Below are 12,627 nucleotides of genomic sequence, written 5' to 3'. Positions count from 1 at the left end.
CCGAAGGCTGCGATCGGGCGCCAGCCCGCCAAGCCTGCATCCTGGATCGATCTGACGCACCGCGGTTATCTGTTTTGCGACGGCTGCGCCGCCGATCGCAGGCTGCGCCAGCGGCTACAGCGATCTCGGTTTCCAGCCGAACGCCGGCCCCTGTAGCCGCTGCCGCAGGCTGCGATCGGGCGCCAGCCCGCCAAGCCTGTATCCCGGATCGGCCTGATACACCGCGGTTATCTGTTTTGCGACGGCTGCGCCGCCGATCGCAGGCTGCGCCAGCGGCTACAGCGATCCCGGTTTTCCTGGCGAACGCCGGCCCCTGTAGCCGCTGCCGAAGGCTGCGATCGGGCGTGAGCCCGCCAAGGCTGTATCCCGGGTCGGCCTGATACACCGCGGTCAGCGGTTTTACGACGGCTGCGCCGCCGATCGCGGCCTTCGGCAGCGGCTACAGGGTGGTGTTCAGGTTCTCGGTAGAGGCTGCTGTGACGCCGCGTTTTTCAGCATCCGACGCTGTCGGCCCGGCGCTTTCAGCATCCTGGGCTGCGATGCCTGCTTAGACTGGGGGCTGTCTCGGAACAGGACTCGACCATGCTCAAGAATCGTTTGAAAGACCCCAGCCTCTTGGTGGAACTGGCCTACATCGACGGGCAGTGGGTGGCCGCCGACGATGGCGCGACCCTGGCGGTGCTCGACCCGGCCAGCGGCGAATGCCTGGCCCGGGTCCCGGCCCTGCAGGGCGCGCAGACCCGCCTGGCCATCGCCGCCGCCGAACGCGCCTGGCCGGCCTGGCGCGCGCGCCCGGCGGCGGAGCGGGCACAGCTGCTGGAGCGCTGGTACCAGGCCATGCTCGACAACCTCGACGACCTGGCCCTGATCATGACCGCCGAACAGGGCAAGCCCTTCGCCGAAGCCCAGGGCGAAATCCGCTACGGCGCCGGGTTCGTCAAATGGTTCGCCGAGGAGGCGCGGCGCATTTGCGGCGACACCCTGCCGGCACCCGCTGGCGATCGGCGCTTGCTGACCCTCAAGCAGCCGGTGGGGGTCTGTGCGGCGATCACCCCGTGGAATTTCCCCAACGCGATGATCACCCGCAAATGCGCGCCGGCCCTGGCCGCCGGTTGCCCGATCATCGTCAAGCCTTCGGACCTGACGCCGCTGTCGGCCCTGGCCCTGGCGGTGCTGGCCGAGCGGGTGGGGACTCCGGCGGGGGTGTTCAGTGTGCTCACCGGCATGCCGGCCGGGATTGGCGAAGAGCTGACCGGCAACCCGGCGGTGCGCAAGATTTCCTTTACCGGTTCCACCGCGGTCGGCCGCCTGCTGATGCGCCAGAGCGCCGAGCACATCAAGCGCTTGAGCCTGGAGCTGGGCGGCAACGCGCCGTTCGTGGTGTTCGACGACGCCGACCTGGAACAGGCGATCGCCGGGATCATGCAGAGCAAGTTCCGCAACGCCGGGCAGACCTGCGTCTGCGCCAACCGCATCCTGGTCCAGGACGGCATCTACGCACGTTTTGCCCAGCGCCTGGTGGAGGAGGTGGCCAAGCTCAAGGTCGGCAATGGCCTGGAGCCGGGCGTCAGCATCGGCCCGTTGATCAATGCCGCGGCGGTGAGCAAGGTCGCCCGGCATATCGACGACGCCCTGGGCAAGGGCGCGACCCTGCTGTGCGGCGGGATTCCCCAGGGCGAAAGTCAGTTCGTACTGCCCACGGTGCTGGGCGAGGCCAGCACCGAGATGCTCCTGGCCCATGAGGAAACCTTCGGCCCGGTGGCGCCGCTGATGCGCTTTCACGACGAGGCCGAGGCGCTGGCCATCGCCAATGCCACGCCCTACGGGCTGGGCGCCTACTACTTCACCCAGGACCTGCGCCGCTCCTGGCGTTTCGGCGAAGCGCTGGAGTTCGGCATGGTCGGCCTCAACACCGGGATCATCTCCATGGAAGTGGCGCCGTTCGGCGGCATCAAGCAATCGGGCCTGGGCCGCGAAGGCAGCAAGTACGGCCTGGACGAATACCTGGAGATCAAGGCGTTCCACATCGGCGGCCTGTGACCCGCCCGCACCGACTTCGAGGAGACACGCGACATGAGCAAGGCATTCAGGATCGCCGCCATCGCCGGCGACGGGATCGGCAAGGAAGTGTTGCCGGAAGGATTGCGGGTGCTGCGGCAGGCGGCGCACAAGTGGCGGCTGGACCTGGAGATCGAGGTGCTGGACTGGGCGCACTGCGATTACTACCTGGAACACGGGCAGATGATGCCCGGGGACTGGTTCGAGCGGCTCAAGGATTTCGACGCCATCTACTTCGGCGCCGTGGGCTGGCCGGACAAGGTGCCGGACCATATTTCCCTGTGGGGTTCGCTGCTCAAGTTCCGCCGCGACTTCGACCAGTACGTGAATATCCGCCCGGTGCGGCTGTTCCCCGGGGTGCCGTGCCCGTTGGCCGGGCGCGAGCCGGGGGACATCGATTTCGTGGTGATCCGCGAGAACACCGAGGGCGAGTATTCCTCGGTGGGCGGCAAGATGTTCGAGGGCACCGAGCATGAGTTGGTGCTGCAGGAGTCGGTGTTCACCCGGCGTGGCGTGGACCGCATTCTCCAGTACGCCTTCGACCTGGCCCAGGCCCGGCCGCGCAAGCGCCTGACCGCGGCGACCAAGTCCAACGGGATTTCCATCAGCATGCCGTACTGGGACGAGCGCACGGCGCTGATGGCCGAGCAGTACCCGCAGGTCAGCTGGGACAAGCAGCACATTGATATTCTCTGCGCGCGTTTTGTCTTGCAGCCGGAGCGTTTCGACGTGGTGGTGGCCTCCAACCTGTTCGGCGACATTCTCTCTGACCTCGGCCCGGCCTGTGCCGGCACCATCGGCATCGCGCCTTCGGCCAACCTCGACCCGCAGCGGCGCTTCCCGTCGCTGTTCGAGCCGGTGCACGGCTCGGCGCCGGACATCTACGGGCGCAATATCGCCAACCCGATCGCGATGATCTGGTCCGGCGCGCTGATGCTGGATTTCCTCGGCAATGGCGAGCAGCGCTACCGCGACGCCCACGACGGCATTCTCAAGGCCATCGAACAGGTGATCGCCCAGGGCCCGATCACCCCGGACCTGGGCGGCCAGGCCTCGACCCAAGACGTCGGCGCGGCGATTGCCGAAGCCCTGTAGCCGCTGCCGAAGGCTGCGATCGGGCGCTAGCCCGCCAAGGCTGTATCCCGGATCGGCCTGATGCACGCGATCAGCGGTTTCACGACGGCTGCGCCGCCGATCGCAGGCTGCGCCAGCGGCTACAGCGATCGTGGGGGTCAGTAGCCCTGGGTTCGGTCGATCTGCCCGAGCATCGGTTCGCCGCGCTGGTGGCGACGGATATTGTCCAGCAGCACGGCGAAGGCGCTTTGCGGCTGGGTCATGGCGGCGATGTGCGGGGTCAGGAGGATCTGCGGGTGATCCCAGAACGGGTGTTCGGCCGGGGCCGGTTCCTGTTGCAGGACGTCGAGCACCGCGCCGCTGAGCTGGCCGCTGGCCAGGGCGTCGAGCAGGTCCTGTTCCACCAGATGGCCGCCACGGCCCATATTGATCAGCGCTGCGCCACGGGGTAGCTGACGGAACAGCTCGCGGTCGAGGATGCCCTGCGTCTGTTCGGTCAGAGGCAGTACGCACAGCAGGATGTCGCACTGGCTGAGAAAGGCCGGCAACTGCTGGTTGCCGGCGAAGCACTGCACGCCGTCGATGCGGTGGGCGCTGCGGGCCCAGCCGGACAGGGCGAACCCCAGCGGCCGCAGGGTGGCGAGGATCTGCTGCGCCTGTTGCCCCAGGCCCATGACCCCGACCCGGCGTTGCGCCGCCGGTTGCAGCAGGTGCGCCTGCCAGCAGCGGGCGAGCTGTTGCTGCCGGTAGCGCAGCATGTCGCGGTGCAGGCTGAGCACGGCGAAGCTGGCGTATTCGCACATGCCCCGGGTGATGCCCGGGTCCAGCAGGCGCACCACCGGCAAGTCCGGCGGCAGGCGCGCGAGGTCCAGTTGATCGACCCCGGCCGAGAGGGCGAACAGCACCTCAAGATTAGGCAACAGGCTCAGGTCGTCCGGTGCCTGCCAGGCCGCCAGATAGCGGATCTCCTCGGGGTTGCCAAGGTCCGGCCAGGCGCGCCATTGAATGTCCGGGGCCTGTTCGGCGAACAGCGCCCGCCAGTGTTCGCCACGCACGGGGTCAGCTTTATAGAGAAGGGCCATGGGCGGCTCCTGATCGACGGGGGATGCTTTCATGATGCCGCAACGGCAAAGCAGGATCTGTCGAAAGGCCGCGTCCGAAAGCCTTGTACAGCACGCTTCGCGGCCCTGGCCGGCAGATTCGGCGGGGCTGAAGGAATCTGCCGTTTGCCGGGGTGAAAACAGTGGATCCGGATTTCTCAGGGGCCAAGTTCGGCTGAGTCGGTTCCGCCGAAGCCTTAATCTGAAGCCATCGCAACCGCTTCCCGGTTGCCTGGCTCAGTATGAGGAACGCCATGAATAGCAAGGTCGACGAAACACCTCATTGGCTCCAGCAGCGCGATCGGTTCGTGCCGCGGGGCCTGGTCACTGCCCATCCGCTGGTCATCGACCGCGCCGAGGGCTCCCAGGTGTGGGACGTGGACGGCGAGCGCTATCTGGATTTCGTTGGCGGCATCGGCGTGTTGAACATCGGCCACAACCACCCCAGGGTGGTGGCGGCGGTGCAGGCGCAGTTGCAGAAAGTCTCCCACGCCTGCTTCCAGGTGGTGGCCTACAGACCCTACCTGGACCTGGCCCGGCGTCTGAGCCAGATGATCGGCGGCGCCGAGCCCTACAAGGCGGCGTTCTTCACCTCTGGCGCCGAGGCCGTGGAGAACGCGGTGAAGATCGCCCGCGCCCATACCCAGCGTCCGGCGGTGATCGCCTTTCGTGGCGGTTTCCATGGCCGCACCTTGCTCGGCAGCACGCTGACCGGCATGAGCCAGCCGTATAAACAGAACTTCGGCACTGCCCCCGAGGTGTTCCATACGCCGTACCCGAATGCCTATCGCGGGGTCAGCAGCGAGATGGCCCTGCAGGCATTGCAGGAGTTGTTCGCCACCCAGGTCGCGCCCGAACGCGTGGCGGCGATCATCATCGAGCCGGTGCAGGGCGACGGCGGTTTCCTCGCCGCTCCGGCGGAATTCCTCCAGGCCTTGCGCGCCCTGGCCACGCAACACGGCATCGTGTTGATCCTCGATGAAATCCAGACGGGCTTCGGTCGCACCGGCAGCTGGTTCGGCTTCCAGCACGCCGGCATCCAGCCGGACCTGGTCACCGTGGCCAAGAGCCTGGCCGGCGGCTTGCCGCTGTCCGGCGTGGTGGGCAAGGCGCAGATCATGGACGCGCCGCTGCCCGGCGGCCTTGGCGGCACCTACGGCGGCAACGCCCTGGCCTGCGCCGCGGCGCTGGCGGTGCTGGATGCCTACGAAGAGGAACAGTTGCTGGCCCGCGGCGTGGCGCTGGGCTTGCGTCTGCGCGAAGGGTTGCTGCGCCTGCAGCGGCTGTACCCGTGCATCGGCGATGTGCGTGGCAGCGGCTTCATGCTGGCGCTGGAACTGGTCAAGGACGACGCGGCGCGCAGCCCGGATGCCGAGCTGACGCAGCGGCTGATCGACCAGGCGCGCCTGGGCGGGTTGCTGGTGATCAAGTGCGGGGTCCACCGTAACGTCCTGCGCTTCCTGGCACCGCTGGTAACAACCCCCGAGCAGATCGACGAAGCCCTGGCGATTCTCGACGCCGCGCTGGCACGAGTCTTGAACTGAGCTGATGCCCCGGTCGGCGCCGGGCTGCCGGGCGCCACCGGTGGGCATTTTTGGAGCATGGATCGATGGAACGCATCATAGGAGGCTGTACACGCCATGGGGCTGACTGATTATCGTGCGTTGCTGATCGACTGCGACGCGGTCCTGGTGGACCGCGACTCGGGGGTCTGGGCCGCCTTGCAGCCCTTGCTCGACAGTCGCCGCGGGCAGGCGGACAAGGAACAGGTGCTGGGCGAATTCGCCGAAACGGTGCGGGGCCTGTACCCGCGTTTCGCCGAGCTGGGGTTCAGCGGCCTGCTGTGTTTCGCCCATCGCCAACTGGCCGAGCGCTGGGGCCTGAAGGCGTCCTGGGAGGAGGGCATGAGCTTCGCCCGTTCGGTGCCGGTCTGGTCGCTGTTCGAGGACGCGCCGGGGGCGATGCTGTACCTGCGCAAGTTCTATCGGCTGCTGGTGCAGGGCGATCGCGATGCCGAGGACCGCGCGTTGTTGTGCGAGCGGCTGGGGATCGCCCAGGACGATTTCATCTCCCTGGCCAGCCAGCCGCTGCAGGATCGCCAGTGGCTGGCGGACAACGACCTGCGCACCGAGGACATTCTCCAGGTGACCCGACCGCCGGCCGCCGCGACGCAAGCGACGGCGGGCCTGTGCCTGATTTGCCGCGCCGGCAGTCGCAATCCGCAACCCTGCGCCGCCGACTACTGCATCAACAGCATGGCCGACCTGGTGGCCCAGCATCAGGCATCGTTACGGCGCTGATTTTGCTTGTCGATTGCATCCCACAGCAATCAAGAGGTAAACGATGGAAGGTTTAGTCAAACTGGACCGTATTGATATCAACATCTTGGTTGAGCTGCAAAAAGACGGACGCATGACCAATGTCAGCCTCGCCGACGCCGTGGGGTTGTCGGCCAGTCCGTGTCTGCAGCGGGTCAAGCGCCTGGAGTCGGCCGGCTACATTTCCAGCTACAAGGCGCACCTGAACCTGGCCAAGATCACCGACTCGGTCATGGTGTTCACCGAGATCACCCTGAGCGACCACAAGCGCGAAGACTTCGCCAAGTTCGAGTCGAATATCCGCCTGGTGGACGAGGTGCTCGAATGTCACCTGATCAGCGGCGGCTACGACTATCTGGTGCGGTTCATGACCCGCAGCATCCAGCATTACCAGGAGGTGGTGGAAAGCCTGCTGGACAAGAACATCGGCATCTCCAAGTACTTCAGCTACATCGTCATCAAGTCGCCGGTCCTCAAGGACGGCGTGCCCCTGCGTAAATTGTTGCGCCACTGACGCGTTCTTCTCTCAAAATGAAATGTTATCTGATAACATTTTGTCGCCTGATCAATCACCCTCACGCGCGCCCCTAACCGGGCGCGCTTGCGTCTGGGCCGGCCTTTTGCCGGACCCGTGAGTGACAGCGGGTGGCGCGCAAGGAAGCAACACCGGGCATGAAAAGCCCCGCGTGCACCCCGATCGGACAATCCACGCACCGCTGACCCCCGGATGCTTCAGCCTGGCGCACACCGCATAAATCGCTGTTTGCCTTGAGAAAACAGCAGGCGACGGGCGTGTGCCGCGGCAAATCGGAACAAAGCACAGAACGGCCTGCGCTGTAATGCCAGCCAGTGGTAGGTGCGCATCGTCTCCCCGGGAAGTTCAACGCCATCAGAGCGGGGGCGGCGATTCGTTGAATGAGAGCACAAAGGAGCGCAACACGATGCACAAGAGCACGGCAAACACATTGATAGGGCTGGGCGCGCTGATGCTGGCCGGCGGTACCCAGGCCCACCAGATCTGGTACGAGCACGCGCCGGGGCAGCCCCTGACGCTGTATTACGGCGAGTACGACAAGAACATGCTGGAAGTGACCCCCGGCGGCCTCGACCGCTTCCGCCAGCTCAAGGGCTGGTCGGCGGCGAATCCTGCCCTGGGGCTGAGCCTGCAACGCCAGTCGTTCAGCGTCGGCCATCAGCCCAAGGCCGACGAAAGCCTGCTGGCGCAGGACACGCAGTATCCGATCTTCGACCTGCATGAAGGCGGCAAGACCCTCAAGACCTACTGGACACCCGCCACCCGCTGGGTCGGCGACCTGCGCGCGCGCCAGCCGGAACTGGCGCTGGACATCGTCCCCACCGGCGTGGCCGCCGCGGGCCAGGCGCAGTTCCAGGTGTTCTATGAACTCAAGCCGCTGGCCGCCCAGGACGTGATCCTGGAAACCGGCTCGGGCGAAGTCTTCACCCAGACCAGCGACAAGGACGGCAAGGTCAGCTTCGCGCTGCCGTGGCAGGGCACCTACGTGGTGGCCGCCGAATACAAGGACCGCACCCCGGGTACCCGCCAGGGCCCGGACAACCAGGCCGAGGCCTACGACCTCAAGAGCTTCAGTTCCACGCTGTCGTTCCACCAGCCACAGGGCAAGCCGCCGTTGCCACGGGCGCCTTCAACGCTGCCGGCCTCGGAAGTCGCGCGCTTGAAAAAGCAATCCTGACCCCGTGTCCCGACCCCCTGTGCCGAGTCGGCGACAGGGTATTTGCCCAGGTTCAACGACCTTCAACATGAGTGACTGATATGACTCTTTCTACTGGATTGACAGGGCAGGCGGGGGTTGCGTCCCCTGCGCTGGCGGGCAGCGTGGCGAAGGCCAATACGCGGATGCTGGCGATCGACGCCCTGCGTGGTTTCGTCATGCTGTGCATGCTGGTGGACCACGTGCGCGAGACCTTCCTCCTGCATCGCCAGGTCACCGACCCGATCGACGCCCTGAGCGTGACCCCGGACCTGTACTTCACCCGCCTGCTCAGCGAGATCTGCGCGCCGGTGTTCATTTTCCTCACCGGCCTGTCGGCCTGGCTCTACAGCCAGAAACACAGCCTCGGGGAAACCTCGGTGTTCCTGCTCAAGCGCGGCCTGTTCCTGGTGTTCCTCGAACTGACCTTCGTGTGTTTTGCCTGGAACGCCGAGTTCCCGCCCAAGACCCTGTGGCTGCAGGTGATCTGGTGCATCGGCATCTGCATGATCGTGCTGGCCGGCCTGCTGCACTTCAAACGCAGCTGGCTGATCGTGCTGGGGGTGGCCATCGTCGCCGGGCACAACCTGCTGGATGACGTGGTGGTGGGCCCCGAGTCGCCGTTCTTCGTGCCCTGGTCGATCCTGCACCAGCGGGTGTTCATCGACATCACCGAATTCACCCGGGCCCGCACCACCTACCCGGTGCTGCCGTGGATCGGCGTGATCCTGCTGGGCTGGGCCATCGGCCCGTGGTTCGGCAAGGACGTGCAGCCGGCGGTGCGCATTTCGCGGCTGCTCAAGGTCGGCGTCGGCCTGCTGGTGGCCTTCGTGTTCATCCGCTACCTGAACGTCTACGGCGAGAAACCCTGGGTGCAGACCGGCGATGCGTTGCGCACCTTCATGAGCTTCATGAGCGCCAGGAAGTACCCGCCGTCGCTGATGTTCCTGATGCCGACCCTGGGCCTGGGGCTGATCCTCCTGGCGTACTTCGAGAAGGTCCAGGAACGCTGGTCGACCGCGCAACTGGCGATCTACGGCGGCGCGCCGATGTTCTTCTACCTGCTGCACCTGTACGTGCTCAAGGCCATGTACCTGGTGGCCGTGGCCATCTGGGGCGCCAACCAGGGCACTTACTACGGCTTCGACAACCTGTCCGGCGTCTGGCTGTGGAGCCTGATCCTCGGCGTGCTGCTGTTCTTCCCGACGCGCTGGTTCGCCGGCCTCAAGCAGCGTCGCCGCGATATCGCGATCCTCAAATACCTCTGAGTGGGATCCCGGTGGTGCGCCCGTATAGCGGCGCACTGCTTCCTATCGCCTGTCATTTATCGATTTTCGGGAGTTCCACAGTGAAGACCTTGACCCGACACACCCTGTTGTTGGCATTTTTTTGGCCTTGGGGAGGCCAGAGCCTGCTCGCGCTGGCCGCGGAGCAGGACAATGCCAAGGGCTTTATCGAAGACAGCCAGTGGAGCCTGTTCAACCGCAGCCTCTACGACCGTCGCGACTATCGGCACGGCTCCTTGAGCAACGGCGCGCGCAACGCCTACAAACCCCGCGCCGAACGCAGCGACCTGGCCGAGGAGTGGGCCTACGGCCTGATGGCCGACTACAGCTCCGGCTTTACCCGGGGCACGCTCGGCTTCGGCCTGGACGCCCATGTGTATTCCGGCTGGAAACTCGACAGCGGCGGTGGCCGGGCCGGCAAGGCGCGGTTGCTGGGGGTGGACAACGACGGCCATCCCAAGGACGAGTTCAGTCGCGGCGGCGCGGTGGCCAAGCTGCGTTTTTCCTCCACCGAACTGCGCTACGGCGAGCAGCGGGTCAAGACCCCGGTGTTCGGTTCCTCCGACAGCCGCCTGCTGCCCGAGACCGCCACCGGCTGGTTCCTCACCAGCCGCGAGCTGAGCGACACCACCCTGTACGGCGGCCACTTCAACGAAAGCACCGACCGCAACGCCACCAGCCACGACCAGGGGTTCGTGGTCAATTACTCCAATGGCCAGCAGGGTGACAGCTTCGACCTGATCGGTGTGCGCAATACTGCAATCAAGGGCCTCAACGCCAGCCTGTTCAGCGCCCTGTACGAAGACACCTGGCGCCAGCAGTACCTCGGCGCGCTCTACAACCTGCCGTTGAGCCCGGGCCAGGACCTGACGTTCGACTTCAACCTGTACCGCACCCAGGACACCGGCAAGGCCCTGTCGGGGCGCATCGACAACACCACCTGGAGCCTGATGACGACCTACAAGCGCGGCGCCCACAGTTTTGGCCTGGGTTACCAGAAGGTCGACGGCGACACGCCTTACGACTACGTCACCCGTGGCGCGATCCTGCTCAGTAACGCCGTGGCCCTGTCGGACTTCAACGCCCCTGAGGAAGCCTCCTGGCAAGCCCGCTACGACCTCAACATGGCCGGCTACAGCGTGCCCGGCCTGACCTTCAGCGCCCTGTACGTGCGCGGCAGCGGCATCGACGGCAGCCATATGGACCCGCGCGGCGGCTACGCCTGGCTGGGCTACGGCGAAGGCGGCAAGCACTGGGAACGCGACCTGCAGGCCAAGTACGTGGTGCAGTCCGGCCCGGCGAAAAACCTCGCCGTCACCCTGCGCCACGCCGTGCACCGCGGCAATAAATCCCAGGCCGAGCTGGATGCCGACCAGTTGCGGCTGGCGATCGAGTATCCGTTGGGCGGCAGGTTCTAGCGCCCAGGCACGGCTCGTCAGCGCCCGGCCCCTCCTTGCGGAGGGGGTTTCATGGTCCGGACATTTATTGCCCGGGGCTTTATGGCCGGGCGCCGTTAATACTGCTATGCCTTGGAGAGCCCTTCACGCTTTACCGCAGCAGTTGTCATGACACGGACGTAGGGTGACACCGGTCCGTGCCTGGCCGATTGGCCGCGCGGGGACCTCACTTGACGACTCTCGAGGGAACCAGGTCGTGGAGAACACAAGGATCAAGGCGCGCCAGCTGATTGTCTGCATCGATGGCACCAACAACCGTTTCAGTGACGAACCGACCAACGTGGTCCGGCTGTTTCGCTCGCTACCCAAGGACAGCGAAACGCTGCTGGCCTATTACGACCAGGGCGTGGGCACCTTCGGGCTCAGCGAAACCCTGTTCGAATGGCAGAAGGTGCCGTCGCGCATCGCCGGGCTGATGTTCGGCTGGGGCATCAAGCGCAACGTGCTCAATGCCTACCGCTTCCTGATGGAGAACTACAGGGACGGCGACCAGATCTTCCTCTTCGGTTTCTCCCGCGGCTCCTACGCGGTGCGGGTCCTGGCGGCGCTGCTGCACACCATCGGCCTGTTGCCGGCCCATCAGCTCCAGCTGATGGACTTTGCCTGGTCGCTGCTGACCACTCGCTTGAAATCCGCTGATAATTCCAAGCCGAATCGCCAACGCGCCATGAGTTACGCCTGGTGGCGCATGAGCGCGGATAAAAAACCGGATTTCGATTTGATGGAAGCGTTCAAGGCCAGCTTTGCCCGGAAGGTGAGCATTCACTTTCTCGGGCTGTTCGACACAGTGAGTTCGGTGGGCTGGGTGTACGACCCGCTGATCGTTCCCTACACGCGGCGGAACGAGGACGTGAAGATCATCCGCCATGCGGTGTCCCTGGACGAACGCCGCAGCTTTTTCCGCCAGAACCTCTGGACAGAAGGCCAGGGCGTGAACCTCAAGCAGGTTTGGTTCGCCGGCGTGCATGCCGATGTGGGCGGCGGTTACCCCGCCGGCGAATCGCAGCTGGCATTGATTGCCTTGCGCTGGATGGTCGGCGAGTGCCTGGAGGCCGGGTTGAGCATCGATGTCGAAGCCTGTCGCGCGCAACTTTATCCAGCATCCTCGGTGCTACGGGATCCGCTGGCCCAGGCCCACGATTCCCTGACCCGCAACTGGCTGATCGCCGAGTGGGTGCCACGCCTGGTCTGGAACCCGAAAACCCACAAGCGAGTCCGCGAATACGGTTCGATGCCGCCGTTCGGTAAACCCAGGTCGCGGGAGATTCTCACGGATAAACCAGGGCAGAAAGTCCGGGTGCATGACTCCGTGGCCGTCCGCCTGAAAGGCTCCCTGGCCGACGACCAGCCCTGGGGCAGCCAGCTGACCTACCAGCCGGAAAACCTGCTGCGCATCGATGCCGCGCTGATCGAGCAGGTGGGCGACTCGCCGAGGCTGGATGAGTACAACTTGTAAGGGTGAAAGACCGTAGGCAATGGGATATCTCGCGCAATTGATGCCTACTGGCGGATATGGACCACGACACTGAACCATTTTGGTACTACTGCTTGGTTTAGCAACGGAACCCAAGGCGATCAATAAAATTGAACGCCTTGGTTAACAT

At 65.3% G+C, this 12,627-nt stretch carries 10 protein-coding genes; 9 read left to right on the top strand and 1 reads right to left on the bottom strand.

Annotated features, from left to right (window positions below; genetic code table 11):
- Positions 1–582: 582 nt before the first annotated feature.
- Entirely contained in the window at positions 583–2,040 is a 1,458-nt protein-coding gene (locus tag BM019_RS20990) for an NAD-dependent succinate-semialdehyde dehydrogenase (RefSeq protein WP_092419881.1), read from the top strand.
- A gap of 33 nt (positions 2,041–2,073) precedes the next feature.
- Positions 2,074–3,153, top strand: coding sequence for a tartrate dehydrogenase (locus BM019_RS20985; RefSeq protein WP_062825955.1), 1,080 nt, complete (start codon positions 2,074–2,076; stop codon positions 3,151–3,153).
- Between the two features lie 137 nt (positions 3,154–3,290).
- Here BM019_RS20985 and BM019_RS20980 read toward each other — a convergent pair whose 3' ends face one another.
- The gene (locus tag BM019_RS20980; protein ID WP_092419877.1) at positions 3,291–4,214 is read right to left on the bottom strand and encodes a 2-hydroxyacid dehydrogenase; all 924 of its coding nucleotides are present in this window, start codon (positions 4,212–4,214) and stop codon (positions 3,291–3,293) included.
- Positions 4,215–4,486: 272 nt separating this feature from the next.
- On the opposite strand from BM019_RS20980, the gene gabT reads away from it, so the two are divergent.
- The 7 genes from gabT (at position 4,487) to BM019_RS20945 (ending at position 12,479) form a co-directional block, all read left to right on the top strand.
- On the top strand, positions 4,487–5,776 hold the full coding sequence (gene gabT, locus BM019_RS20975; RefSeq protein WP_092419874.1) for a 4-aminobutyrate--2-oxoglutarate transaminase: 1,290 nt from the start codon (positions 4,487–4,489) through the stop codon (positions 5,774–5,776).
- 96 nt (positions 5,777–5,872) lie between these two features.
- On the top strand, positions 5,873–6,532 hold the full coding sequence (locus BM019_RS20970; RefSeq protein WP_092419871.1) for an HAD family hydrolase: 660 nt from the start codon (positions 5,873–5,875) through the stop codon (positions 6,530–6,532).
- A gap of 43 nt (positions 6,533–6,575) precedes the next feature.
- A complete protein-coding gene (locus BM019_RS20965; protein WP_009044015.1) occupies positions 6,576–7,064 on the top strand; it encodes an Lrp/AsnC family transcriptional regulator in 489 nt (162 codons plus the stop codon).
- 427 nt (positions 7,065–7,491) lie between these two features.
- Positions 7,492–8,262: a DUF4198 domain-containing protein gene (locus BM019_RS20960; protein ID WP_092419868.1), complete on the top strand. Its 771-nt coding sequence runs from the start codon at positions 7,492–7,494 to the stop codon at positions 8,260–8,262.
- Between the two features lie 80 nt (positions 8,263–8,342).
- The gene (locus BM019_RS20955) at positions 8,343–9,548 is read left to right on the top strand and encodes an acetyltransferase domain-containing protein (protein WP_092419865.1); all 1,206 of its coding nucleotides are present in this window, start codon (positions 8,343–8,345) and stop codon (positions 9,546–9,548) included.
- Positions 9,549–9,628: 80 nt separating this feature from the next.
- Positions 9,629–10,984, top strand: a complete 1,356-nt coding sequence (locus tag BM019_RS20950; protein WP_092419862.1) for an OprD family porin — start codon at positions 9,629–9,631, stop codon at positions 10,982–10,984.
- A gap of 235 nt (positions 10,985–11,219) precedes the next feature.
- Positions 11,220–12,479 carry a T6SS phospholipase effector Tle1-like catalytic domain-containing protein gene (locus BM019_RS20945; RefSeq protein WP_092419858.1) on the top strand — a complete coding sequence of 420 codons (1,260 nt, stop codon included), beginning with the start codon at positions 11,220–11,222 and terminating at the stop codon, positions 12,477–12,479.
- The last annotated feature ends 148 nt before the right edge of the window (positions 12,480–12,627 follow it).

The organism is Pseudomonas sp. NFPP07 (assembly GCF_900115645.1).
Taxonomy (GTDB): domain Bacteria; phylum Pseudomonadota; class Gammaproteobacteria; order Pseudomonadales; family Pseudomonadaceae; genus Aquipseudomonas; species Aquipseudomonas chlororaphis.
Note: the sequence above shows the minus strand (reverse complement) of the source record. Positions and strands in the feature narration are given on the sequence as shown.

Excerpts from the sequence above, each read along its gene's own strand:
- BM019_RS20990 (WP_092419881.1), top strand. The coding sequence starts at position 583 with ATGCTCAAGAATCGTTTGAAAGACCCCAGCCTCTTGGTGGAACTGGCC.
- BM019_RS20985 (WP_062825955.1), top strand. The coding sequence starts at position 2,074 with ATGAGCAAGGCATTCAGGATCGCCGCCATCGCCGGCGACGGGATCGGC.
- BM019_RS20980 (WP_092419877.1), bottom strand. The coding sequence starts at position 4,214 with ATGGCCCTTCTCTATAAAGCTGACCCCGTGCGTGGCGAACACTGGCGG.
- gabT (WP_092419874.1), top strand. The coding sequence starts at position 4,487 with ATGAATAGCAAGGTCGACGAAACACCTCATTGGCTCCAGCAGCGCGAT.
- BM019_RS20970 (WP_092419871.1), top strand. The coding sequence starts at position 5,873 with ATGGGGCTGACTGATTATCGTGCGTTGCTGATCGACTGCGACGCGGTC.
- BM019_RS20965 (WP_009044015.1), top strand. The coding sequence starts at position 6,576 with ATGGAAGGTTTAGTCAAACTGGACCGTATTGATATCAACATCTTGGTT.
- BM019_RS20960 (WP_092419868.1), top strand. The coding sequence starts at position 7,492 with ATGCACAAGAGCACGGCAAACACATTGATAGGGCTGGGCGCGCTGATG.
- BM019_RS20955 (WP_092419865.1), top strand. The coding sequence starts at position 8,343 with ATGACTCTTTCTACTGGATTGACAGGGCAGGCGGGGGTTGCGTCCCCT.